Source organism: Ectothiorhodospira sp. 9100 (genome assembly GCF_022227565.1).
Taxonomy (GTDB): Bacteria; Pseudomonadota; Gammaproteobacteria; order Ectothiorhodospirales; family Ectothiorhodospiraceae; genus Ectothiorhodospira; species Ectothiorhodospira marina.
In genome coordinates this window covers 1-25,600 of the sequence record NZ_JAJNAN010000019.1, presented here as the reverse complement: position 1 = coordinate 25,600, position 25,600 = coordinate 1, and the positions used below count along the sequence as shown (strand labels likewise).

The following is a 25,600-nucleotide window of genomic DNA, read 5'->3' as shown; positions in this document are numbered from 1 at the left end:
GAAGGGGTAAGACCATGAACAGACAGCGATCCACACATGCATGTGGCAGTGCAGGTCGGCCCGGTCTGCCGCGACTGGGGCTGGTCGTGGTTCTTATGTCCCTATGGCTGGGGGGCTGCGCCACCATGACGCCGGTGGAGCGCGGTGACGACCCGAAGTTCACCGCCATCACGCCGCCACAGCCGCTGCCTCCAGAGCAGAATAACGGCGCCATCTTCCAGCCCACCTCCAACCAGGGGCTGTTCGCTGATTATAAGGCCCGCCAGGTGGGGGATGTACTCACGGTGGTCCTGGCGGAGCGCACGCAGGCCCGCAAGTCGGCCAGTACCTCCACCAGCAAGGAATCCAACGCGAACCTGAATAATCCCACAGTGCTGGGTCGGCCGGTCACCCGCGGTGGTGTGCCCTTGCTGGATGCCTCTGTGGGCGGCTCCCGGGAGTTTGACGGCGAGGCCGACGCATCCCAGAGCAACCAGCTGGATGGCTCCATCACCGTGATGGTCTCCCAGGTCCTGCCCAACGGGAACCTGGTGGTGCAGGGAGAAAAATGGCTGCAGATCAACCAGGGGCAGGAATTCATTCGCCTGCGGGGCATTGTGCGTCCCGTGGATATCCGTGCCGACAACACGGTGAACTCCAATCAGATTGCCGATGCCCAGGTGGCCTATGGTGGCAGCGGCACTCTGGCGGACAGCAACAACCCCGGCTGGTTGACGCGATTCTTCAACAGCCCCGTGTGGCCCTTCTAGGGGAGAGGCGTTCATGAAATCCATACGCACATTACTGATCGTCTGGGCCCTGGCCGTGATGTCACTGGGGCTGATGCTGCCTGCGCCGGTGGATGCTGCCGACCGGGTCAAGGATCTGGCCTCGGTGGATGGGGTGCGCAGCAACCAGTTGATCGGTTACGGTCTGGTGGTGGGCCTGGACGGCACGGGCGACCAGACCACCCAGGCCCCGTTCACGGTCCAGAGCCTCAAGAACATGCTGGGGCAATTAGGCGTGACCATTCCGCCCAATGTGAATCCACAGTTGCGCAACGTGGCCGCGGTGATGGTGCATGCGGATCTGCCGCCATTTGCCAAACCCGGCCAGACCATTGATGTGACCGTCTCTTCCATCGGCAACGCCGGCAGCCTGCGCGGTGGCAGTCTGCTCATGACGCCGATGAAGGGGGCTGATGGTCGTACCTATGCCATTGCCCAGGGGAACCTGGCCGTTGGTGGACTGGGGGTGGAAGGAGCCGATGGCTCCCAGGTGACCGTGAACGTCCCCAGTGTGGGCCGTATACCCAACGGGGCCTCGGTGGAGCGTGAGGTGCCCTCCGGTTTTGCCCGGGGCAATCACCTCACCCTCAATCTGCACCGGCACGATTTCACCACGGCCAATCGGCTCAGTGATGTCATCAATGACACCATGGGTCCCGGCACTGCCCATCCAGTGGACGGCACATCGGTGCGGGTGAGTGCCCCTCAGGATCCGGGCCAGCGGGTCACCTTCATCTCCATGCTGGAGAACCTGCGGGTGCAGCCCGGTGACCCGCCGGCCAAGGTGATCGTCAACTCGCGCACGGGCACCGTGGTCATCGGCAGCAATGTTCAGGTCAGCCCGGCGGCTGTGTCCCACGGCAACCTGACCGTGACCATCACCGAGAGACCCCAGGTCAGTCAACCGGCTCCCCTGGGCCAGGGGGAGACCGTGGTCACCCCGCAGACGGACATTCAGGTAGCCCAGGAAGATGCCCGCATGTTCCTGTTCGATCCGGGGGTGTCGCTTGATGAGATCGTGCGTGCCGTGAATGAGGTGGGGGCGGCCCCGGGGGACCTGGTGTCCATCCTGGAAGCCCTGCGTGAAGCCGGTGCCTTGCGAGCCCAGTTGGTCATCATTTGATCCGGGACGGGAGCCGCTGCCATGAGTGCCTACATCGCCAACAGCTTTAATTACACGGATATGGCAGGTCTGGGTGAGCTGCGGGGCCGTGTGCAGAGCCAGTCGCCCGAGGCGGCCGACGAGGTGGCGCGGCAGTTCGAGGCCCTGTTCATCCAGATGATGATCAAGAGCATGCGTGAGGCCGCGCCAGCAGAAGGCCTTCTTAACAGCCAGCAGACCCGCATGTTTGAAGGCATGTTCGACCAGCAGGTGGCGCTGGATATGGCTCAAGGGCAGGGGATCGGTCTGCGTGAACAGGTGGCAAGGCAGCTGTCGGGACCGGAGGCACGGCGCGACGACGACCGGGCACTGGAAATGCCCACGCATCGAGTGCCCGCCTTGCGTGCCGCCATCGAGGCGGCGGTGGCGGCACCGACTGCATCCGCTGGTCATGACCATGCCGTGGAAGCTGGCAGCGTGAAGCCCGGCCAGAGTGTGGGGGTAGCCGGTGGTGATGGATCGTGGTCGCCACAGTCCCCTCAGGAGTTCATTCGCGACGTCTGGCCCCATGCACAGCAGGCCGCAGCCGAACTGGGCGTGGCTCCCGAGGTGCTGGTGGCCCAGTCCGCCCTGGAAACAGGCTGGGGGCAACATGTGATTCATCACGGGGACGGGCGCAGCAGTCATAACCTGTTCGGCATCAAGGCGGACAGCCGCTGGCAGGGTGACCGGGCCACGGTACAGACCCTGGAATATGTGCAGGATCTGCCCCAGTTGGAGCGGGCCCAGTTCCGTTCTTATGACGGTGTGGCCGAGAGCTTTGCAGATTATGTGGATTTCCTGCGCGGTAATCCTCGCTACCGGCATGCGCTGGAGGCTGCTGGTGATCCGGAACAGTATGTGCGCGGCTTGCAGGATGCAGGCTACGCCACCGATCCCGACTACGCGGACAAGATTCTGAACATCATGCGGCGTGGCACACTCAGCGACACCCTGGCCGGACTCAAGTCTGGCGGCGAGTGGCCGCTATCCTGAAGGAGGTAACGATCATGTTCATGCACCCCATTCATTTCACACTGCGGACTGCCGCCAGGAGGGCATCATGAGTGCTGGACTCTTTGGTATTGCCACCTCCGGGCTCAATGCGGCGCAGCGTGCGCTGGATACCACCGGCCACAATATCTCCAACGTGAATACCGATGGCTACAGCCGTCAGCGGACAGAGCAGGAAACCCGTCCGGCTCAGTTTTCGGGAGGGGGGTATATCGGCAAGGGCGTTGACGTGACCACCGTGCGACGGATGTACGACGAGTTCGTGCAGACCCAGTTGCGCAACAACACCACGGCCAGTGAGTATCACAGTACACAGCGGGATTTCATCAGCCGGGTGGATAACCTCCTGGCCGATCCGGCTGCGGGCCTGTCGCCTGGTCTGCAGCAATTCTTCTCGGCCACCCAGGAATTGGCCAATGACCCCACCTCCAGCGCCAACCGCACCGTGTTGATCTCGGAGTCCCAATCACTGGTGGATCGCTTCAAGTTCCTGAGCCAGCGGCTCAGCGACCAGCAGACCATCGTGGATGGCCAGATTGGCGCGGGGGTGGATGAGATTAATGGATACAGCGACTCCATCGCCCGACTGAACCAGCAGATTGTGGCCGCTCAGGGCCGGGGTCAGCCTCCCAATGACCTGCTGGACAAGCGGGACCAGATGGTCCTGGAACTGTCCAAGTTCGTGGACGTGAGAACCACCGTGCAGGATGACGGAGCCATGAACGTCTTCATCGGCCGTGGCCAAGGAGTGGTGCTGGGCAACAAGGCCACGCCGTTGTCCGCTAACCGCCCGACACCGGGGGCGCCCCTGGAGATCACGTTCGGTGCCCAGGGGGATAAGGGCGTCAATGTCACCAACCTGATCTCAGGCGGCAAACTGGGTGGTCTGCTGGACCTGCGCAGCTCGGTGCTGGACGAGGCCCAGAATGAACTGGGGCGGGTCGCGGTTTCCGTTGCTGTGGGGTTCAACAATCAGCATCAGGCGGGACTGGATCTGGATGGCAATCCGGGGGAGGCCTTTTTTAACGTGCCTCGACCTGAAGTTTTGTCGGCCTCTGGAAACACTGCTGAGAAACCCAAGGTCACTATTGATCCGGAGGGTCTATCTGAATTGACGAGTCGGGATTACCGCATGACTCGTGAGGGTGGCAATTGGGTATTGGATACCGTTCCCGGCAGTTCGCCACAAACGCTTGATTTCACCAGTGGTGACCCGGTGCGCGCCGCGGGTATGTTGATTGAGGAACCCGTAGGGGCAGATGAGGGTGATAGCTTCCTGATCCGCCCAACCCGTAATGCGGCCCGGGAGATGCAGGTGAACATCACCGAGCCGGATAAACTCGCTGCGGCTGCAGGGTGGTTGGCCGATCCTGAGGTCGATGTCCAGTCCTTGAGTGTGGTGAAGCCAAACGATCTGCCAGCGACCGCGACCAATTCGGTGAATTTTAGTTTCGACAGTAATGACGAAATTGAGCCGGGGGCGGGCGTATGGAAGAAGGTGGTGGATGGCATCGAACTGGTGGTTCGCTCAGATGGTAATCCTGGAACGGTGGAACTGAACCGCAACACCGACCCAGGCCCCGGCGATAACCGTAACGGCCTGGCCCTGGCGCAGGTGCAGTCCACCGGTTACCTGGACGGGGGCAAGAGTTCCATCGAGGACGCCTACAACGGCCTGATCGGCAAGGTGGGCACACAGACCCGTCAGACTCAGGTGGCTGCCGAATCCCAGGCTCGGTTGCTGGCGGATGCCCAGGCCCAGCGGGAAAGTCTTTCCGGGGTCAATCTGGATGAGGAAGCAGCCAACCTGCTTAAATTCCAGCAGGCCTACCAGGCTTCCGCTCAGGTGATCAGCATTACCAGCACGCTGTTCGACACCCTTATCGGCGCAGTGAGGCGATAGATCATGCGTATATCCACGAGCCATATCTTCCAGAACGGCATCGACGTGATTCAGCGCCAGCAGGCCGAGCTCTCTCGCACCCAGAACCAGTTGGGCACCGGGCGCCGCATCCTGTCACCCTCGGACGACCCCAGTGGCAGTGTTCAGGCCCTGCAATTCGAGAGCCGTATCGATCAGACCAAGCAGTTCCAGCGCAACGGCGGCCTGGCCGAGCAGCGCCTGCGCCTCACCGAGGTCACCCTGGCCTCCGTGGGCGATGGCCTGCAGCGCATCCGCGAACTCTCCGTGAAGGCCAATAACGCCACAGAAACCGACGAAACCCGGCGCTACATCGCCGGCGAGATGCAGCAGGTGCTCGATGGCCTGGTGGACCTGGCCAATACCCGCGATGCCAATGGGGAGTACCTGTTCGCGGGTTACAAGTCCCAGACCCAGCCTTTTGTCACGCAGGGTGGCGAGGTCAGTTACCAGGGGGATGATAACGCCCGGCAAGTGGACATCAGCCCCGTGCGCAAGCTGGCGGTGGGAGATCCGGGTAATCAGGTATTCGGCGATGCGAATGTGCCCGGGGCACTCAAGGATGGGAATGGGACCTTCCTCACCGTGCCGAAGGAGGACAATGCGGGCTCGGGTGTCATCAGTTCAGGGGATGTGGTCGATCGCGGTGCCTGGCAAAACGCAGTGGGGGCTGTTTCGGGAGAATTGGAATATAAGGTCACTTTCGATAACGATGGCGAGACATTTTCGATCGAGGCATTCGATAACGGAGCGGGGATCACCACGCCTCCATTCGATAGCCTGCCCACGGATCAGCCCTTCCAGAGTGGCGAGGCCATTGAGTTCAATGGTATCAGCTTCGATCTCAAGGGCACTCCGGCTGACGGTGACGAGTTCACCATTCGCCCTTCCGACCCCCAAAGCCTCTTTGCCGGCGTCCAGAACATCATCGATGCCCTGCAATCCCCGGTGGGCACCAGTACCGCCCCGGTGAACAACGCCATCAACCGGGGCCTGTCCGAACTGGACAACGCCCTGGGCCACGTCCTGGATACCCGCGCCACCGTGGGTGCGCGCCTTAATGCCCTGGAGAACCAGGATAACCTCAACCAGGATCAGATCCTGCAGCTGGAGACCACCATCTCCGAGATCCGCGATCTGGACTATGCCGAGGCCATCAGTCGTTTCAACCTGCAGCAGGTGGGTTTGCAGGCGGCGCAGCAGTCGTACACGCAGGTGGCCCGCCTCTCCTTGTTTGATTACATCCGCTGATCGAAGAGGCCATAAGCTCTCTTCTCCCCTCCGGGGAGAAGAGTCGGGGATGAGGGGAGCGGTGGGCACAGTGCCTTCAGCCCCACCCTCACCCCAACCCCTCTCCCGCCAGCGGGAGAGGGGCTCAAAGACTTCTCCCATGAAGCCACTGTCATTCTCCCTTCTCCCCCTCCGGGGAGAAGGGTCGGGGATGAGGGGGCGGCGGGCACCATCCCTCTGGCCATGATAAAATCCCCGGTTTTCCCAAACATCCGTCGGAAGGCCACTCCATGCTGGAACTCAACCCGCTTTTTTCCCATATCAAGGATCTGCAAGGGCGTGTGGATGCCCTGAGGGGGTATCTTTGACTTCGATACCAAGCGCGAACGCCTGGAAGAGGTAAGCCGGGAACTGGAAGACCCGAACATCTGGAACGACCCCGACAAGGCCCAGGCCCTGGGCAAGGAGCGTTCCCACCTGGAAGGCATCGTCCATAACCTGGAGCGCATTGGCGGTGGCCTGGATGATGCTCAGGAACTGCTGGAGATGGCCCAGTCCGAGGGCGACGAGGACACCGTCCAGTCCGTCCAGTCAGACCTGGATCAATACGAATCCACCGTCGCCGGCCTGGAATTCCAGCGCATGTTCTCCGGTGAGATGGACGATACGGCGGCCTTCCTGGAGATCCAGGCCGGCTCGGGTGGCACCGAGGCCCAGGACTGGGCCGAGATGCTGCTGCGCATGTACCTGCGCTGGGGTGAACGCCGCGACTTCAAGACCGAGCTGATGGAAGTCTCCGCCGGTGAAGTGGCCGGCATCAAGAGCGCCACAGTGCGTTTCGAAGGCCCCTACGCCTTTGGCTGGCTGCGCACCGAGACCGGCGTGCACCGGCTGGTGCGCAAGTCCCCCTTCGACTCGGGGAACCGCCGCCACACCTCCTTCACCTCCGTGTTCGTCTCGCCAGAGGTGAGCGATGACATCGATATCGAGATCAACCCGGCGGATCTGCGTATCGATGTGTATCGGGCCAGTGGCGCCGGTGGTCAGCACGTGAACCGTACCGAGTCTGCCGTGCGTATCACCCACTTGCCCACCGGGGTGGTCACGGCCTGTCAGAACGGTCGTTCCCAGCACAAGAACAAGGACTTCGCCATGAACCAACTGCGCGCCAAGCTCTACGAGCTGGAGTTGCAGAAGCGCAATGCGGAAAAACAGGCCATGGAGGACAACAAGGCGGACATCGGCTGGGGTAGCCAGATTCGCTCCTATGTGCTGGACCAGTCCCGCATCAAGGACCTGCGCACCGGCGTGGAGGTGGGCAACACCCAGGCGGTGCTGGATGGTGATCTGGACCAGTTCATCGAGGCCAGCCTCAAGAGCGGCCTGTGATGCCGCTTGCGTCATTTTCCGCGGTGGAGTCTTGCCGCGTCATTCCGTTACATAGCATTCCATTGGCAGACTGATGAACGACCAGACCCAGGACGAGAACAAGCTCATTGCCCAGCGTCGGGAGAAGCTGGGCAAGCTGCGCGAAGATAACGGCGCGGCCTTTCCCAATGATTTTCGGCGCAATGTGATGGCTGGTGAGCTGCACGCCGAGTATGGCGAGCAGGAGCCGGAATGGTTCGAGAGCAACCCCATCCGCGTGGCCGTGGCCGGTCGCATGATGGCCAAGCGGGTGATGGGCAAGGCGAGCTTTACCCAGTTGCTGGACATGTCCGGGCGCATCCAGCTCTTCGTGCAGCGGGATGAGCTGCCTGAAGGGCGTTACCAGGCATTCAAGGCCTGGGACGTGGGGGATATCCTGGGGGCCGAGGGCACACTGTTCAAGACCAAGACCGGCGAGCTGTCGGTCAAGGTGGACGGTCTGCGTCTGCTCACCAAGTCGCTGCGGCCGCTGCCGGAGAAGTTCCATGGCCTGTCGGACATGGAAACCCGTTACCGCCAGCGCTACGTGGACCTGATCATGAACGAGCCGGTGCGGGAGATCTTCCGTACCCGCACGCGCATCATCCAGAGCATTCGCAATTACCTGAATGCCCGGGACTTCCTGGAAGTGGAAACCCCCATGATGCAATCCATCCCGGGTGGGGCGACGGCGCGACCCTTTGCCACCCATCACAACGCCCTGGACATGCAGTTGTTCCTGCGCATTGCGCCGGAGTTGTATCTCAAGCGTCTGGTGGTCGGGGGTTTCGAGAAGGTCTATGAGATCAACCGCAATTTCCGTAACGAGGGGCTGTCCACCCGGCATAACCCCGAGTTCACCATGCTGGAGTTCTACGAGGCCTACGTGACCTACCATGAACTCATGGATCTCACCGAGGATCTGCTACGCACCCTGACCCGGGATGTGCTGGGTACCACGACGGTGAGTTACCAGGGTGAGACCTACGACTTCGGTCAGCCCTTCGAGCGCCTCACCGTCAAGGAAGCCATCCTCAAGTACAACCCGGATCTGAATGCGGCCGAGCTGGAAGACGAACAGAAGGCCCGTGCCGTGGCCGAGCGTCTGGGTATTCCCCTCAAGGACGGGTACGGGTTGGGCAAGGTATGGATCGAGATCTTCGAGAAAACAGCAGAATCCCGTCTCAAGGATCCCACCTTCATTACCGCCTACCCCACGGAGGTCTCTCCCCTGGCTCGACGCAATGACGAGGATCCTTTCGTGACGGATCGCTTTGAATTCTTTGTCGGCGGGCGGGAGATCGCCAATGGCTTTTCCGAGCTCAACGACTACGAGGATCAGGCGGAGCGCTTCCGGCTTCAGGTGCAGGAGAAGGAGGCTGGCGATGACGAGGCCATGCATTTTGACGCCGATTACCTGCGGGCCCTGGAGCATGGCATGCCACCCACGGCAGGGGAGGGGATCGGCATCGATCGTCTGGTGATGCTGTTTACGGACTCACCTTCCATCCGGGATGTGTTGTTGTTCCCTCACATGCGGCCCGAGGCAGGCTAGGCTCCACCCATGATGACCCCGAACATGCCCGTCGCCCGCCGCATGGGGGATATCCAGCCCTTTCACGTGATGGACCTGCTGGCCCGGGCGCGGCGGCTGGAGGCCCAGGGGCGGGACATCATCCACCTGGAGATCGGTGAGCCGGATTTTCCCACCCCGGCGCCCATCGTCGAGGCGGGTCGTCAGGCCCTGGCGGATGGTCACACCCATTACACCCCGGCCACCGGGCTGCCCGCCCTGCGCGAGGCCATCGCCCGTTTCTATCAGGATGAATATGGGGTTCATGTGCCACCGGAGCGCATTGTGGTCACTCCGGGCGCCTCTGGGGCGCTGCTGCTGGTGATGGGGGTGCTGGTGAACCCGGGGGCCCAGGTGATCATGGCCGACCCCGGCTACCCCTGTAACCGGCATTTTGTGCGTGCCATGGAGGGTGAGCCGGTGGGCGTGTCGGTGGGGCCGGACACGGCCTATCAACTCACGCCGGACCATCTGGCCGATACCTGGAGCGAGCGCACCGCTGCGGCCATGGTGGCCACCCCGTCCAACCCCACCGGCACCCTCACCGAGACGCACAGCCTGAAATCCATGATCGACTTTGCCCGCGCCCAGGGCGGTAACCTCATTGTGGATGAGATCTATCAGGGGCTGGTCTACGGGGCTCAACCCATGACCGCGGCAGGCCTGTCCAATCAGGTCTTTGTGATCAACAGTTTTTCCAAGTTCTTTGGCATGACCGGCTGGCGTCTGGGCTGGGTGGTGGCCCCGGAACCCTATGTACGTGAACTGGATAAACTGGCCCAGAATCTCTTCCTGGCGGCTTCCACGCCGGCCCAGCACGCGGCCCTGGCGGCCTTTACCCCCGCCTGTCGGGAAATCCTGAATGAGCGCCGTGAGGCCTTCCAGCAGCGTCGGGACGTGCTGCTGCCGGGGTTACGTTCGCTGGGTCTGCAGGTGCCGGTCACGCCCCAGGGCGCCTTTTACATCTATGGCCACAGCACAGCCTGGGGTGAGGACAGTTTTGTCCTGGCGGAACGTCTGCTGGAAGAGGCGGGCGTGGCTGTTACCCCGGGCATCGATTTTGGCCGTTACGGGGCTGATCAGCATCTCAGGTTTGCCTACACTCGCGATGTGCCGGTGCTGGAAAGCGCGCTGGAACGACTGGGGAAGTGGCTGGCCTGAAGGGAGACGATCGCTACAAAGCGCAAAAGGGGACGGATTTAAATCCGTCCCCTTTTGGTCTCCCTTGTCTCGCTTTTATCACTTCACTCGGGGTTCGGCCTGGAGGATTTCCTCGCTGGCCTGATCCGCATACGTCTTGAAATTGTTGTGGAACAGCATGGCCAGCTTCGCCGCGGTGTCCTGGTAGGCCTGCTTGTCCTCCCAGGTGTTGGATGGGATCAGCACTTCGTCGGGTACGTTAGGGCAGGTGACCGGGATCTGTACCCCGAAGATGGGATCCTTCACGGTGTCGGATTTTTCCAGCGAGCCATCGTGGATGGCATCGATGATGGCGCGGGTGTGGGCAATGCTCATGCGCTTGCCTACACCGTATGGGCCACCACTCCAGCCAGTGTTGACCAGCCAGACGCGCACGTCATGCTCGCGGATACGCTCTGCCAGGAGTTCGGCATAGCGGGTGGGGTGCCACACCAGGAAGGGTGCGCCGAAGCAGGCGGAGAAGGTGGCCTCGGGCTCGGTGACACCCACCTCCGTGCCGGCCACCTTGGCGGTGTAACCGCTGATGAAGTGGTACATGGCCTGAGCCGGGGTGAGGCGGCTGACCGGTGGCAGCACGCTGAACGCATCGCAGGTGAGAAACACCAGGTTGCGCGGATGCCCGCCGGTACAAGGGATCTTGGTATTGGGGATGAATTCCACCGGATAGGAGCAGCGGGTGTTCTCCGTGATGGAGCTGTCGTCGAACTGCACCTCCCGGGTGTCCTTGTCGTAGACCACGTTCTCCAGCACGGCGCCGAAGCGGATGGCGTTGTAGATCTCCGGTTCGGCCTCGGGATCCAGATTGATGGCCTTGGCGTAGCAACCGCCCTCAATGTTGAACACGCCCTGGTCAGACCAGCAGTGCTCGTCGTCACCGATGAGGTAACGGTCCGGATCGGCGGAAAGGGTGGTCTTGCCGGTGCCAGAGAGGCCGAAGAAGATGGAGACGTCGCCGTCCTTGCCCTCATTGGCGGAGCAGTGCATGGAGAGAACATCCTGCTTGGGCATGATGTAGTTCATGATGGTGAAGACGCCCTTCTTCATCTCGCCGGCGTATTCGGTGCCCAGGATGACGAATTCGCCCCGGGCAAAGCACAGGCTGACGCTGGTGGGATTCTTCACGCCCAGGATGCTGGTGTCTGCCGAGGCGCGACCGGCATTGTAGATGACGTAGTCGGGTTCGCCGAACTGCTCCAGTTCTTCCGGGGTCGGGCGGATGAGCATGTTGCGCATGAACAGGGCATGATAGGCACGCTCGCAGATCACGCGGATACGGACCCGGTAACGAGGATCCCAGCCAGCGAAGCCGTCGATGACGTACAGTCGTGAGCAGGTGTTCAAATGATCCACTGCCTGGGTGCGCAGGGCATCGAAGCTGGCCGCCTCCAGGCCCACATTGACCGGTCCCCACCAGACATCATCGTTGATGTGCTCGTGGGAGACCACGCGCTTGTCCTTGGGGCTGCGACCGGTCTTGTCGCCGGAGCGGGCGATCAGGGCGCCCGTGGAGGAGATGGCGGTGCCGTGTTCGTGGGCCAGAGCCTCTTCATAGAGAACGGCGGGGGAGGGGTTGCGCAGCACTTTCGCCACGCTGATGCCATGCTGATTCAGGCTGAAGGTCATGCAGATCTACCTGTGGGGAAAGGAGGGAGGTTTGAGACAGACTATTAAGATGGGCGGGTTAAAACAACAGCCGTTCCGGTCATTTTGAATATTTCATTGATAAATGCCATGTGGGCGACCAGGAATCAAGGTCTGTGGCTATTGCCCTGCCGTTGGCTTCCTGTCACGATTTACGGTTTTTTCTTATAAGTATCTATTCAAAAGTGCTGAAAGCCCCGTCTTGGGGCTGCATGAGGTGTTCTGCATGAGCCTGAAATCGCTGTTGAAGCCGTGAGATACCGTTCTGATTATGCCTATTCGGATCAGCGGGTAAACTGGCGAATCCTGCTCAGTCTGATCCCCTATCTGATGGAGTTCAGGGGGAGGGTGATCCTGGCTCTGGGCCTGCTCACCCTGGCCAAGCTGGCCAATGTCCTGGTGCCGGTGGCGCTCAAGCACATTGTCGACCATTTCGAGTCTTCTCCCGAGACTGCGGTCATGGTGGTGCCGGTGGCCCTGTTGGTGGCCTACGGCCTGTTGCGTTTCGGGACGGTATTCTTCTCGGAACTGCGGGACGCGGTATTTGCACGGGTGGCGGAACGGGCCATGCGTCGGGTGTCGTTGCAGGTGTTCGAGCATCTGCACCGGATGGATCTGGGCTTTCACCTGTCCCGCCGCACGGGCGGATTGGCCCGCGACATCGAGCGCGGCACCACCGGCATCAGTTTTCTGCTGCGTTTCACCCTGTTCAATATCCTGCCCACCCTGCTGGAGATTGGCATGGTGGCGGTAATCCTATTTCTGGTCCTGAGCCCCGGTTTTGCAGTGACCATGGTGCTGGCAGTGGCCATCTACATCGCCTTCTCGGTGATCGTGACGGAATGGCGCAACCGCTTTGTGCGCCAAGCCAATCAGATGGACAACCGTTCCAACACTCGAGCGGTGGACAGTCTGCTGAACTTTGAGACGGTAAAGTATTTCGGCAACGAGTGTTACGAGGCGGGCCGGTACGATACGGATCTGGAGGCCTGGGAGACGGCGAGAATGAACAATCGTCTCTCCCTGGCGGCACTGAATTCGGGGCAGGCCTTCATCATTGCCGGTGCGATTACGGTGATGATGGTGATGGCGTCCACGCAGGTGGCGCAGGGGAAAATGACCCTCGGTGACCTGGTGATGGTGAATGCCTACATGATCCAGTTGTTCATTCCCTTGAATTTCCTGGGCTTCGTGTATCGGGAGATTCGCGAGTCCCTGATCAATATTGAGCGGGTATTCCGGTTGATGGATCAACCGCCGCGGGTGCTGGATCGCCCGGATGCCCGGCCTTTGGTGCCGGATGGGGGCGAGGTGGCCTTCGAGGGGGTGAGTTTTGGCTACGGGGCCGACCGGCAGGTGCTTCACGAGGTGAGTTTCCGGGTACCCGCAGGCCATAAGCTGGCGCTGGTGGGAAGTAGTGGCGCGGGCAAGTCGACCATCGCGCGTTTGTTGTTCCGTTTTTACGATGTGGATGGGGGGCGCATCACCATCCATGGTCAGGATATTCGGGAGGTCACCCAGGACAGTCTGCGGGCGGCTATTGGGGTGGTGCCTCAGGATACTGTGCTGTTCAACGATACCATCTATTACAATATCGCCTATGGCCGCCCGGACGCGCCCCCGGAGGAGGTGCACCGGGCGGCCCGGCTGGCGCATCTGGAAGAGTTCATCCAGCGGCTCCCGGAGGGCTTTGACACGGTGGTGGGTGAGCGGGGCCTGAAGTTGTCCGGCGGCGAGAAGCAGCGTATCGCCATCGCCCGGGTGATCCTCAAGGATCCGCCCATCCTGGTGCTGGACGAGGCCACATCCTCGCTGGATTCCCATTCGGAGCAGGCCATCCTGGGCGCCCTGCGGGAGATCGCCCGTGAGCGCACGACCCTGGCCATCGCCCACCGTCTGTCCACGGTGGAGGATGCAGACACGATCCTGGTGCTGGAGCACGGGCGCGTGGTGGAGCAGGGCACCCACGATGCATTGCTGGGCGCCAACGGGGCCTATGCGGCACTGTGGCGGCGTCAGCAGCGGGGGGAGGGGTAGGCTCGACTGCCGCATCCCTGCGGCAGACGCCCGCTTACAGGGAACCGCCCCCCGGACTCAGGAACTGGTCGGTTTTGGGGGTGCCCGCTCCCAGGCCATGGCAGCGGTAGCGCAGCTACACAATGAACCCCTCTCCCCTCCGGGGAGAGGGGTTGGGGTGAGGGGCGCGGCGGGCACGATCTCGGGTGTGTCAGCCTACCCCCAGTAACGCCGCCCCGTACGCCGCTTCCGTCTCCCTCGCCGCCACCATAGCCACACCACACCGGACCTCCCGCATCCGCGTCCACGCCGGATTCCTCGCGCCACCCCCCACGGTGCGGATGGAAGCCAGCGAGGGCGCCCCCAACTCCCGCATGAGCGCATATCCCCGTGCCTCAATGGCCGCGATCCCCTCCAGCAGTCCCTGAAAGAAAATCACATCATCTTCCGGTCGGGGCGAGAGCCTCGGCGCCATGGCCGGATCGCAGACGGGAAAGCGCTCTCCCACACCAGGCAGCGGGTAGTAGTCGAGACCGGTGGGTTCCTCGGGTCGGAGCGCAGGAGTCATGTCGGCCATCTGCCCATCGCTGAAATACTGACGCAGCACTGCCCCGCCGCTGTTGGAGGCGCCGCCCACCAGCCAGCGGTCGTGCAGACGATGACTGTAGATCCCGTACTTCGGGGCAAAGATGGGGTGATCGGACAGCATCTTGATGGCCAGAGTGCTGCCCAGGGACGTGACCGCCTCGCCGGCGCGATCAGCGCCGGTGGCCAGGAAGGCGGCGATGCTGTCGGTGGTGCCGGCGATGATCTGAAGGTCACGGGGCAGTCCCAGTTGCTGGGCCAGGTCGGGCCGGATGGGAGCGAGAGGGGTGCCCGGTGGCGACACCTGAGGGAGAAGGCGGCTCGGTACGTCCAGTGCGTTCAGCCATTGTGGCCAACGGCGTGCAACCGGGTCATAGCCCAGTTTCAGGCAGTTGTTCTCATCGCTGTAGCCAAAACGGCCGGTCAGGCACCCGGCAAGCCAGTCGGCTTGATGCTGGGCATGGGCAGCGCGCCCGGTCTGGCCTGGGTGATGTTCCAGCCACCACAGGAGCTTGGCCAGGCTGGAACTGGCGCCATGGGCACCGCTGTCATCCGGCGCCACGCCCGCGATGCGATCGGCCTGGGTGCGTGCCCGCGCGTCGTTGTACATGAGCGCCGGTCCGAGGGGAGCTCCTTCGGCGTCCGTGAGCAGCAGGGTGGCCGAGGTGCCGTCGATCGCCAGGGTGCGCGGCGGGCAGGGCAGGGCGCGAGCGAGCTCGGTGAGTACCTGCTGCAGGGCGGTCCACCACAGGGCCGGGTCTTGTTCCACGGTCGCGCCGTTGCGGAGCGGGGCTTCCACCGCTATGGCATGGCTGGTGAGGCGTGCCCCATCTGGTGCCACGACAGCCCCGCGGCATCCGGAGGTGCCTATGTCGATGCCGAGATGACAGTCAGAGTGTGGCATGTTCGGATGTTCGTTGGCTGGTTGTCGGGTGTTTCCTGCTTCGGTCGTGGCCCCTTCCCCCTCACCCCAACCCCTCTCCCCGGCGGGGAGAGGGGCTCAGGATCTTTTGCCGGCAACCGGAAGCCCCGATCTCAACGCCTCTTCGTGGGCGGCGGGTTCCTGTAAGCGGGTGTTCGCCGCATGGAAGCGGCGGTCAAGCCTACAGGGATGTATTCACGGCGTCCCGCTGTAAGGAACCCGCCGCCCGCGAAGGGGCTACCCTCCGAAGCTAAACTCGGGAGAGTGTTGCCTCGAAGTTAAATCCAGGTGATTGTGTCCCCGGAAGTCAAGCTCGGGGGAGTGTGCCCCCCACAGTCAAACCCCGGCAAGCGGACCCCGCACTCAGGGCAGTTTCACCTCCTCGGGCGCCACCCACTGCGGATCCCGGTGCTCCACCACCACCGTGGTATACACCCCGCCGCGCACATTGAACTCCGCCGTCAGCCGCATGAACCGGGGCGCGGTCGCCCTCACCAGATCCTCCAGGATGCGGTTGGTCACGGCCTCGTGAAACGCGCCCTCGTCCCGGAAGGACCACACATACAGCTTCAGCGACTTCAGTTCCACGCAGCGCTCATCGGGCACATACTCCAGGCGCAGCTCGGCAAAGTCCGGCTGACCCGTCTTGGGACACAGGCAAGTGAACTCCGGCACCTGGATACGAATGGTATAATCACGGGCTTTGTTGGGGTTTTCAAAGGTTTCCAGTTGCTTACTGGGCTGGGTGGTCATCAGTATCAATCCGGTCTGATCGCGGCGCGCCGGGCGCCACCGCGAGAATCGAGGGTTCATGGGTTACAAGCGGTATAGTTTAGCGTTTTCTTCTGGATTCGGCAGTCCATCATGCGTCTGAGCAAGATCAAGCTCTCCGGATTCAAGTCCTTCGTGGACCCCACCACCATTCCCTTCCCCAGCAACCGGGTGGGCGTGGTGGGCCCCAATGGCTGCGGCAAGTCCAACACCATCGACGCCGTGCGCTGGGTCATGGGCGAGTCCTCCGCCAAGTATCTGCGCGGCGATTCCATGGAAGACGTCATCTTCAACGGCTCCTCCTCCCGCAAACCCGTGGGTCAGGCCTCCATCGAACTGGTGTTCGACAACAGTGACGGTGGTCTGGGGGGGCAGTATGCCCAGTACAACGAGATTGCCATCAAACGCCGCGTCAGTCGCGATGGCCAGTCCCAGTATTTTCTCAACGGCACCCGCTGTCGTCGCCGGGACATCACCGACATCTTCCTGGGCACCGGCCTGGGGCCGCGCAGCTACGCCATCATCGAACAGGGCATGATCTCCCGCCTCATCGAGGCCAAGCCTGAGGAATTGCGCGTCTACCTGGAAGAGGCCGCCGGGATCTCCAAGTACAAGGAACGTCGGCGGGAGACCGAAAACCGCATCCGCCACACCCGGGAGAACCTGGAACGCTTGCAGGACGTGCGCGACGAGGTGGAAAAACAGCTCAAGCACCTGCAACGCCAGGCCGAGACCGCCGAGAAATACAAGACACTCCGGGACGAGGAACGTCGGATCAAGGCCGAACTGCTGGCCCTGCGCCTGAGAGACCTGGACCAGGAGGCTCAGCGACGGGAACAGACCCTGCGCACCCAGGAGACGCGCCTGGAAGAGGTGGTGGCCTCGCAGCGTCAGCAGGAAACCGGCCTGGAACGAGATCGCGAGGCCCTTCATGAGGCCAACGAAACCCTCAACCAGGTGCAGGGGCGCTACTACCGGCTTGGCGCTGATATCTCCGGCACCGAGCAGTCCATTCGCCATCACAAGGAGATGCAGGAACGCCAGTCCCGGGAGTTGAAACAGGCCGAACAGGCCCTGGCCGAGACCACAGGCCACATCCAGGCCGATGAGGCGCGCCTGGTGGAGGTGCTGGGTTCCCTGGAGGAACTGGAGCCGGAGCACGAGGTGGGCAGCGAAGCCCTGGAAGAGATCAACGACCACCTGGCCGAAGCCGAACAGGCCATGGCGGATTGGCAAGGGCGCTGGGAGGATTTCAATCAGCGCGCCGCTGAGCCCAGCCAGGTGGCCCAGGTGGAACGGGCTCGCCTGGAGCAGCTGGAAAACCAGATAGGTCAACTGGATGCCCGCCATGGGCGGCTTGACGATGAACTCAAGGGGCTGTCTACCGAGGGACTGCAGGCAGAGATTGACACCATTGCCGCAGAGGTGGAGGGGGCTCGGGAGCAGGAACAGGCCCTGCAGGACAACCTCCAGGAAACGGCGCAACGCATACAAGCAAACCGGGATGAGAGCCGCACCCAGACGGCTGAACTGGAAGAGTGGCGCCGCCGTCTGCAGGCCTATGGCGGGCGCTTGGCCTCACTGGAGGCGCTGCAGCAGGCGGCCCTGGGGAAGGAGGCCAGGACCCTGGTGGGCTGGCTGGAGGCACAGGGCCTGGACGGGGCGCCGCGACTGGGCGAGACCCTGGATGTGGCACCCGGTTGGGAAAAGGCCGTGGAAACCGTGCTGGGCCCTTTACTGGAGGCGGTCTGCGTGGCAGAGCTGGAGGCGGTGGCACAGGTAACCGGCAGCCTGGAGCAGGGTCAGCTGGCACTCTTTGAAGAGACTGGAGAGTCTGCTGCGGAGACCTCCGGAGTCGACTCTCTGGCCGACCGGGTGACCTCACGCCTGCCGTTGGGTGATGTGTTGCGCGGCATCCTCACCGCCCCGAACCTGGATGCTGCCCTGGCTTTGCGCTCGCGGCTGCAGCCCCATGAATCCGTGATCACTCCCGATGGTCTTTGGCTGGGGCCCCGGTGGCTGAGAATCGCCCGGGACCATGACGAGCACGTCGGGCTGCTGGCCCGTGACAAGGAGATTCGCAGCCTCAAGGAAGAGATCGAGACCCTCAAGGAGGCGGTCGACACCCGCCAAACCCTGATCGAGGAGCAGCGGGAGGCCCGGCGAGAACTGGAAAGTGTGCGGGATCAGTTGCAGCAGGAGGTCAACCAGGCCCATCGCACGGTATCCGATCGGCAGGCCCAGCTCAGCAACCGCCAGACCCGGCTGGAGCAGATGGAAACCCGCCTCCAGCGCGTGTCCGATGAAATGGCGGAGATCCGCCAGACCCGTGAGCGCGACGCCCAGGCCCTGCAGCAGGCCACCCGCAAGCGCAATGAGGCCGTCACCCGGATGGAGTCCCTGGCCCGGGAGCGTGAAGGGTTGGATGCGGAGCGTGACACCCTCCGCCAGCGCCTGGAAACAGTGCGTAGCGAGGCGCGTGCACGACGCGATGCGATGCATCAGTTGGCCCTGCAGGTGCAGTCCCTCACTGCGTCACGGGATGCCACGCAGCAGAGCCTTGCCCGGATGCGTAGCCAGTCCTCACAACTGGCACTGCGCCTGGAGAGCCTGCGTGAATCCCTGGAGGCCTCCGGCGAGCCCATCGCAGAGTTGGAAGACACCCTGGAGGCTCGGGTCAGTGAACGTGCGGCCCTGGAGGATGAACTGGCCCGGGCGCGTGCTCAGGTGCAGTCCCTGGAAGCGCGCATGCGGGAAACCGATCAGGCCCGGGTCACCCGCGAGCGGGAGGCTGAATCCCTGCGCCAGGGGCTGGATGAATTGCGCATGGCCTGGCAGGAGATTAAGGTTCGTAGGCAGACGAGTCTGGAACAATTGCAGGAGAGCGGGTTCGAGGCCGACGGGCTGCTGGCACAACTGGACACCGAGGCCAGTGTGGAGGCCTGGCAGTCACGGGCGGATGAGCTGGCCCAGCGTATCCAGCGCCTGGGAGCCATCAACCTGGCGGCCATTGACGAATATCGGGAACAAAGCGAGCGCAAACAGTATCTGGATGACCAGTACGCGGACCTGGTGGAGGCACTGGATACGCTGGAGGATGCCATCCAGCGTATTGATCGTGAGACGCGGTCCCGTTTTCGCGAGACCTTTGAGCGGGTCAACGTGCGGCTCAAGGAGATGTTCCCGCGGCTGTTCGGTGGTGGTCAGGCCCACCTGGAGATGACCGGTGATGACCTGCTCACCACAGGTGTGGCCGTGCTGGCGCGTCCTCCCGGCAAGCGCCTGTCCACCATCCATCTCATGTCCGGAGGTGAGAAGGCGCTCACGGCAGTGGCCCTGGTGTTTGCCATCTTCGAGCTCAACCCGGCACCCTTCTGCATGCTGGATGAGGTGGATGCGCCGCTGGATGAGGCCAATGTAGGGCGCTTTTGCGACCTGGTGAGGGAGATGTCGGAACGGGTGCAGTTCATATTCATTACCCACAACAAGGCCACCATGGAAATGGCCGATCAACTCATTGGCGTGACCATGCGGGAGCCGGGGGTGTCGCGGCTGGTCACGGTGGATGTGGAAGAGGCGGCGCAGATGGCCATCGGCTGAGCGGCACGGCGCCCTTTGAAACCGAATACTTGAGACAGGACCGGGGAGATGGATACGTTGCGTTGGATTCTATTGTTACTGGGGATCATGATCCTGGCCGGTATTTACCTGGCCGGGCGCGTCCGCCAGCCGCGTCGTCCCCGTGATCTGGACGACGACGGGATCGATGCGGACGAACTGGAACACGTGCATATCCGTGCCGACGAGGGCTTTACGCCCTCGTCTTCACACGCGGAAGAGGCGCAGCCCGTGGGAGAGGATCCTCTCGCATCGCGGCACCAGGAGCCGGTGTTTGACGAGGTCGGCGTGGGTGAGGTGCGGGTGGTTCACCGGGATACCTCCCGGGAGGATGACGCTGAACCCACGCTGGGCCAGGAGCCGCTGTCTGATTCGGATTCCGGTTTGGGAAGGGGCCAGCCCTCTGTCACCGAGCGTCCGACCCGGTCGACCCGCTCCCGCGGGCACGGCGGTGCAAGCCGGCGCCCCCGGAGGGGCAAGCCGGGTATGCTCGCCCGACTCAAGAGCAGCCTGCCCAAGCCTTCCCTGCCGGGTATCAAGGCGCCCGGATTGCCGGGACTGGGCCAGTTGTTCCGTGGCAAGGGCACTTCAAGCAGTGTGGACGAGGCGCCGGCTGACGAGAGCGAAGCCGCAGCTTCGGCGCAACCGGAGGCTGAGGACAAGATCATCGTCCTGCATGTGGTCGCCCCCAATCAGGAGCGATTCCTGGGCGTGAACCTCCAGGCGGCCCTGGCCGAAATGGGCCTTGAGCATGGCGATATGGGCATCTACCACCTGAACGTCTCCGACGGTCAGCGCACCTTCACCCTGTTCAGCCTGGCCAACATGGTCAAGCCGGGCAGCTTTGATCCCGAGACCATGGACGTATTCACCACCCCCGGTGTGAGCCTGTTCCTGCGTCTGCCCGGGCCCTGTGATCCCCTGGAGAGCTTTGATGCCATGCTCACCTGCGCCGAACGACTGGCGGAGCGCCTGAATGGTCAGGTGCTGGATGCCTCCCGCAGCGCGGTGACGCCCCAGGGCAACCAGCATACGCGTGAGGATATCCGCCAGTGGAAACTGCACAGGGGACTGTAACCTCGAGTGATGTCGATGAATGATGCCGCACCCGAGGCCGTTCGGGAGAAGGTGGAGGCCCTGCGCAGTCAACTGGATCACCATGACTACCGCTATTACGTCCTGGATGACCCGGAGATACCGGATGCTGCCTATGATCGCCTGCTGCGTGAGTTGCAGGACCTGGAGGCCGAATATCCCGAACTGGTGACGCCGGAGTCACCCACGCAACGGGTCGGGGGGCACCCCCTGGAGGCCTTTCCCGAGGCTCGTCACCTCCTGCCCATGCTCTCCCTGGACAACGCCTTCGAGGAGGCCGAAGTGCTGGCCTTCGACCAACGTCTGCGGGAGCGCCTGGATACCCACGACACCCTGGCGTATGCGGTGGAGCCCAAGCTGGATGGCCTGGCGGTCAGCCTGCTCTACGAAAATGGCCAGCTGGTGCGTGGCGCCACCCGGGGGGATGGCACCACCGGTGAGGACATCACCTCCAATATCCGCACCATCCGTGCCATTCCTCTGCGGCTTCAGGGGGCTCATCACCCGCCCCGGCTGGAGGTGCGGGGGGAGGTCTATATGGAAAAGGCCCGTTTCGAGGCTTTGAATGCACGGGCGCGGGAGGACGGCGGCAAGGTCTTCGTGAATCCCCGCAATGCTGCTGCTGGCAGTCTGCGGCAGTTGGACCCCCGGGTGACCGCTGAACGTCCCCTGTCCTTCTTTGCCTATGGCGTGGGATACGTGGAGACAGGCAATCTGGCCGATACTCAGGGCGAGACCCTGGATCAACTGGCCCGCTGGGGCCTGCGGGTCTGCCCGGAGCGTGACGTGGTCAGCGGCGCCGAGGGGTGTCTGGCATACTATCGGCGCATTTGCCGGGCCCGCGACGAACTCCCCTATGAGATCGACGGAGTGGTGTACAAGGTCAATTCCCTTCGCCTGCAGCAGGAACTGGGTTTCGTCTCCCGGGCGCCGCGCTGGGCCATCGCCCACAAATACCCGGCTCAGGAGCAGATCACGGTACTCAAGGAGGTGGAGTTCCAGGTGGGTCGAACTGGCGCGGTGACCCCGGTGGCCCGCCTGGAGCCGGTCTTCGTGGGGGGCGTGACGGTGAGCAATGCCACCCTGCATAACATGGACGAGGTTCTGCGCAAGGATGTGCGCATCGGCGACACGGTGATCGTGCGCCGCGCCGGGGATGTGATCCCCGAGGTGGCAGGGGTGGTAAAGGATCGTCGCCCCGAGGATGCCCGAGTCATCGTCATGCCCGACACCTGTCCGGTATGCGGTTCATCGGTGGTCAAGCCCGAAGGGGAGGCGGTTTCCCGCTGCTCCGGTGGGCTTTATTGTGCTGCCCAGCGCCGCGAGGCCATCAAGCATTTCGCCTCCCGCCGAGCCCTGGACATCGAGGGCCTGGGGGACAAGCTGGTGGAGCAGTTGGTGGACCAGGGCCTGGTGGATCATGTGGATGGTCTTTACGCCCTGGATGCCGCCAGCCTGGCGGGGCTGGAGCGCATGGGCGAGAAATCGGCGGCCAATCTGGTGGCCGCCCTGGAGAAGAGCAAGCAGACCACCCTGGCCCGTTTCATCTTTGCCCTGGGCATCCGCGAGGTGGGCGAGGCCACGGCCCGTGGACTGGCCGCCCATTTCGGCAGCCTGGATGCCTTGATGGCGGCGGATGCCGACGCCCTGATGCAGGTGCCGGATGTGGGGCCGAAGGTGGCCGAGCATGTATCGGCCTTCTTTGCCCAGTCCCACAACGGCGAGGTGATCCAGGCCCTGCGAGAGGCCGGTGTGCGCTGGGAAGAGCATGAACCCGCCGCCCGGCCATCGGATGAGGATCAACCTCTGGCGGGCTGCACCTACGTGCTCACCGGCACCCTGTCATCCATGACCCGGGATGAGGCGGGCGCCCGCTTGCGGGCGCTGGGGGCCAAGGTGTCAGGCAGTGTATCCAAAAAGACCACCGCCGTGGTTGCTGGGGATGCCGCCGGCTCCAAGCGTGACAAGGCGGAACAACTGGGTGTGCCGGTGCTGGATGAGAGGGCGTTGATGGAATTGCTGGGGGGGGCGGCAACGGGCGCTGAGCCGGGTGATTAGTGCCAGTCCCATTCCCCATCGTTCAGGGGAGCCTCGTCGAAGGTGTCTTCCAGTCGGCGGCGCAGGGCCTTGCGCTCCAGGTAAAGCTCCAGTGAATGTCGGGCCGACAGTCGTGTCGGTGATTCCGAATCCTTCCAGTCAAAACCGGGCTCTTCGTCATCGCCCAGAAGGATGTCAGGGGACAGGCTCATATGGGGAGGATCTCCAGGATCATTGTGATTGAGCCTGCCTTATAAACTTTTCCCGTAAATCCGCAAGACGATTATTTTTATCGACTATCCCAAGGAAGATTGATGCCTGGGTACCGGATGAAGCACCCACGAAAAAGGGCCGCTCACCGATGGTGAGCGGCCCTTCAACCCAAAGAACTCAGGTTCAGCCATCAGGGCATCAGGCCCGATGGATCAGGACCGCCGGGCCTGCCGGCGCGAGCCCTCTTTGCGAGGTCCGTTGAACCGGCGGGGTCCACCCCGGGAGGGGGTGGCATCATTGATGGGGCGCAGCCCCAATTTCTGACCACAGACCCACACCTTTTTCAGGTGATTCAGCAATGCCGGGGGCATCTGGGCGGGCAGGTCCACCGTGGCGTGATCTTCACTGATGTCGATCTTGCCGATATGGGAATTGTCCAGGCCCGCTTCATTGGCGATGGCGCCCACCAGGTTGCCTGGCTTGAGGCCATGCTGATGGCCTACGTCCACCAAGAAGCGTTGCATGCCCTCATCCACCTGCTCCTGGCGGCGACCACCGCCCTTACGCTTGGGTGGGCGCTGGCCGCCGTCCATGCTCCGCTCGCGACCCTTGCGGGGGGCACGTTCTGGTGCGGGCGGGGCCATTTCGCGGCTTTCATCCAGCAGCAGAGGGGTATCACCCTGGGCAATATGGGCCAAAGCGGCCGCTACGTTCATGGGGTCCGCATCATTTTCCTTCACATACTCGGCCACCAGGTTCTGGAAGAACTCCAGGTCCTGCCCCCCCAGGGTGTCGGCGATCTGCTGACGGAAACGTTCCACGCGACGCTCGTTCACGTCCCGGGTGGTGGGCATGTGCATGGCCTCGATCGGCTGGCGCGTGGCCCGTTCAATGGCCTGCAGCATGCGCTGTTCGCGGGGTGCCACGAACAGGATGGCCTCACCTGGGCGACCGGCGCGGCCCGTGCGACCGATGCGGTGCACGTAGGATTCGGTGTCATGGGGGATGTCGTAGTTGACCACATGGCTGATGCGCTCCACGTCCAGACCCCGTGCTACCACATCAGTGGCCACGACGATATCCAGCTGACCGCGCTTGAGGCGTTCCACCACCCGCTCGCGCAGATTCTGCGGTATGTCGCCGTTCAGGGCTTCGCAGGCATGGCCGCGGGCAGCCAGCTTCTCGGCCAGTTCCACCGTTTCGGTCTTGGTGCGCACGAACACCAGCATGGCATCAAAGTCTTCATGCTCCAGCAGGCGCGTGAGGGCGTCCAGCTTGTGCAGGCCGCTGACCCGCCAATAGCGCTGGCGGATGGTGGACGCCGTACTGGTGGTGGAGGCGATGCGCACTTCATGCGGAGATTTCAGGTGTTTGCGCGCCACCTTGCGAATGATGTCGGGCATGGTGGCGGAGAACAGGGCCAGCTGACAGGTGGCCGGGGTTTGTTCCAGCACCCATTCCACATCGTCGATAAAGCCCATGCGCAGCATCTCGTCGGCCTCGTCCAGCACCAGGGCCGTCAGATTTTCCAGGCGCAGTGTGCCTCGGCGCATGTGGTCCATGACGCGACCGGGGGTACCCACGATCACCTGGGCGCCGCGCTTGAGTTGACGCAGCTGCACGGTGTAGGACTGCCCACCGTAGATGGGCAGAACGTGGAAGTCGGGCATGTGCCGGGCGTAGGTCTCAAAGGCCTCGGCCACCTGGATGGCCAGCTCGCGGGTGGGGGCCAGTACCAGGATCTGGGGATACTGCACGTTGGGGTTCAGCTTGGCCAGCAAGGGCAGGGCGAAGGCGGCCGTCTTGCCGGTGCCGGTCTGCGCCTGGCCCAGCAGGTCCTGACCGGAGAGCAGCACCGGAATGCTCTGAGCCTGGATCGGCGTCGGCTCTTCGTAGCCGCTCTCGTCAAGGGATTTGAGGATGGATGCGGGCAAGCCCAGCGCCGCAAATGCGGCTGGGGTAAGATTTTCCTGATTCAATGTAATGACCTGTGGAAGAGGAAGAAAGGAGGGGCGCTGATCACGAACGCGTGCTTATCATGCACTGGGCCCCCGGATCTCGAAGCGGTGGACCGTTCTATGCTCAGGTCCGCTCGAAGACCCGCCTGTTCCACGGTGTGCCGCTTGGGCTGGATTCGTTTGGTGCCGGGAGCGAGAATCGAACTCGCACTCTGTTGCCAGAACCGGATTTTGAGTCCGGCGCGTCTACCAGTTCCGCCATCCCGGCTGAATCCAATCCCGCATTTTAATCGGGAAGTAGGGGAAAAGATAGCCCACCTTGCAAATGTTGCGATCCATCCCCGGCCGAATAGCCCGTAGGGGCGCTTCGGGAAGCGCCCGGCAGGTGTTTGGGATACCACCGTTCCCAACCCAACAGACTATCGATACCCGATACGCCGCACGGGCCGTTCCCGAACGGCCCGTACACGTTAACGGACCGGGGTGGGGGA

Annotated in this window: 17 protein-coding genes and 1 tRNA gene; 12 read left to right on the top strand and 6 right to left on the bottom strand. The window is 62.9% G+C overall.

The annotated features are described in order from the left end of the window. The first annotated feature begins 95 nt into the window (after positions 1–95). The 8 genes from flgH (at position 96) to LPW29_RS07795 (ending at position 10,214) form a co-directional block, all read left to right on the top strand. Entirely contained in the window at positions 96–749 is a 654-nt protein-coding gene (flgH, locus tag LPW29_RS07830) for a flagellar basal body L-ring protein FlgH (protein ID WP_238627572.1), read from the top strand. A 58-nt stretch (positions 750–807) separates the two neighbouring features. Then, positions 808–1,890, top strand: a complete 1,083-nt coding sequence (locus LPW29_RS07825; RefSeq protein ID WP_090250503.1) for a flagellar basal body P-ring protein FlgI — start codon at positions 808–810, stop codon at positions 1,888–1,890. Between the two features lie 21 nt (positions 1,891–1,911). Then, positions 1,912–2,904 (top strand): flagellar assembly peptidoglycan hydrolase FlgJ, encoded by a 993-nt coding sequence (flgJ, locus tag LPW29_RS07820; protein ID WP_238627549.1) that lies wholly within the window; start codon positions 1,912–1,914, stop codon positions 2,902–2,904. Between the two features lie 67 nt (positions 2,905–2,971). Further along, the gene (gene flgK / locus LPW29_RS07815) at positions 2,972–4,825 is read left to right on the top strand and encodes a flagellar hook-associated protein FlgK (RefSeq protein WP_238627548.1); all 1,854 of its coding nucleotides are present in this window, start codon (positions 2,972–2,974) and stop codon (positions 4,823–4,825) included. 3 nt (positions 4,826–4,828) lie between these two features. Next, entirely contained in the window at positions 4,829–6,094 is a 1,266-nt protein-coding gene (gene flgL / locus LPW29_RS07810) for a flagellar hook-associated protein FlgL (protein WP_238627547.1), read from the top strand. Between the two features lie 269 nt (positions 6,095–6,363). Beyond that, positions 6,364–7,462, top strand: a protein-coding gene (gene prfB, locus LPW29_RS07805) for a peptide chain release factor 2 (RefSeq protein ID WP_238627546.1) whose coding sequence is annotated in 2 segments (ribosomal slippage) — positions 6,364–6,438 and positions 6,440–7,462 — 1,098 coding nt in all. Because the reading frame shifts where the segments join, the coding sequence is not laid out codon by codon here. 73 nt (positions 7,463–7,535) lie between these two features. After that, complete coding sequence (gene lysS, locus LPW29_RS07800) at positions 7,536–9,035, top strand: lysine--tRNA ligase (protein WP_238627545.1); 1,500 nt, start codon at positions 7,536–7,538, stop codon at positions 9,033–9,035. A 24-nt stretch (positions 9,036–9,059) separates the two neighbouring features. After that, positions 9,060–10,214, top strand: a complete 1,155-nt coding sequence (locus LPW29_RS07795) for a pyridoxal phosphate-dependent aminotransferase (RefSeq protein ID WP_238627544.1) — start codon at positions 9,060–9,062, stop codon at positions 10,212–10,214. 78 nt (positions 10,215–10,292) lie between these two features. On the opposite strand, the gene pckA is transcribed toward LPW29_RS07795, so the two are convergent. After that, a complete protein-coding gene (gene pckA / locus LPW29_RS07790) occupies positions 10,293–11,876 on the bottom strand; it encodes a phosphoenolpyruvate carboxykinase (ATP) (protein WP_238627543.1) in 1,584 nt (527 codons plus the stop codon). A gap of 270 nt (positions 11,877–12,146) precedes the next feature. Between pckA and LPW29_RS07785 the strand changes: the two genes are divergently transcribed. Next, positions 12,147–13,931, top strand: a complete 1,785-nt coding sequence (locus LPW29_RS07785) for an ABCB family ABC transporter ATP-binding protein/permease (protein ID WP_238627542.1) — start codon at positions 12,147–12,149, stop codon at positions 13,929–13,931. Positions 13,932–14,121: 190 nt separating this feature from the next. Here the strand turns inward: LPW29_RS07785 and LPW29_RS07780 are convergent, their stop codons facing one another. Both LPW29_RS07780 and queF read right to left on the bottom strand, forming a co-directional pair. Then, positions 14,122–15,399 (bottom strand): FGGY-family carbohydrate kinase, encoded by a 1,278-nt coding sequence (locus LPW29_RS07780; protein WP_238627541.1) that lies wholly within the window; start codon positions 15,397–15,399, stop codon positions 14,122–14,124. 381 nt (positions 15,400–15,780) lie between these two features. After that, on the bottom strand, positions 15,781–16,170 hold the full coding sequence (gene queF, locus LPW29_RS07775) for a preQ(1) synthase (protein WP_238627540.1): 390 nt from the start codon (positions 16,168–16,170) through the stop codon (positions 15,781–15,783). Between the two features lie 111 nt (positions 16,171–16,281). Between queF and smc the strand changes: the two genes are divergently transcribed. Genes smc through ligA form a run of 3 tightly spaced genes read left to right on the top strand, consistent with a single transcriptional unit; the run spans position 16,282 to position 22,959 of the window. Then, a complete protein-coding gene (gene smc / locus LPW29_RS07770; RefSeq protein ID WP_238627539.1) occupies positions 16,282–19,788 on the top strand; it encodes a chromosome segregation protein SMC in 3,507 nt (1,168 codons plus the stop codon). Between the two features lie 48 nt (positions 19,789–19,836). Continuing rightward, on the top strand, positions 19,837–20,883 hold the full coding sequence (gene zipA, locus LPW29_RS07765; RefSeq protein ID WP_238627538.1) for a cell division protein ZipA: 1,047 nt from the start codon (positions 19,837–19,839) through the stop codon (positions 20,881–20,883). Between the two features lie 9 nt (positions 20,884–20,892). Next, the gene (ligA, locus tag LPW29_RS07760) at positions 20,893–22,959 is read left to right on the top strand and encodes an NAD-dependent DNA ligase LigA (RefSeq protein ID WP_370642819.1); all 2,067 of its coding nucleotides are present in this window, start codon (positions 20,893–20,895) and stop codon (positions 22,957–22,959) included. Here ligA and LPW29_RS07755 read toward each other — a convergent pair. From LPW29_RS07755 to LPW29_RS07745, 3 genes are all read right to left on the bottom strand, one after another. Beyond that, positions 22,956–23,150: a PA3496 family putative envelope integrity protein gene (locus tag LPW29_RS07755; RefSeq protein WP_238627536.1), complete on the bottom strand. Its 195-nt coding sequence runs from the start codon at positions 23,148–23,150 to the stop codon at positions 22,956–22,958. The genes ligA and LPW29_RS07755 overlap by 4 nt on opposite strands. Before the next feature lie 213 nt (positions 23,151–23,363). Further along, a complete protein-coding gene (locus tag LPW29_RS07750) occupies positions 23,364–25,130 on the bottom strand; it encodes a DEAD/DEAH box helicase (protein WP_238627535.1) in 1,767 nt (588 codons plus the stop codon). A gap of 160 nt (positions 25,131–25,290) precedes the next feature. Then, a tRNA-Leu gene (locus LPW29_RS07745) sits at positions 25,291–25,377 on the bottom strand. Between the last annotated feature and the right edge of the window lie 223 nt (positions 25,378–25,600).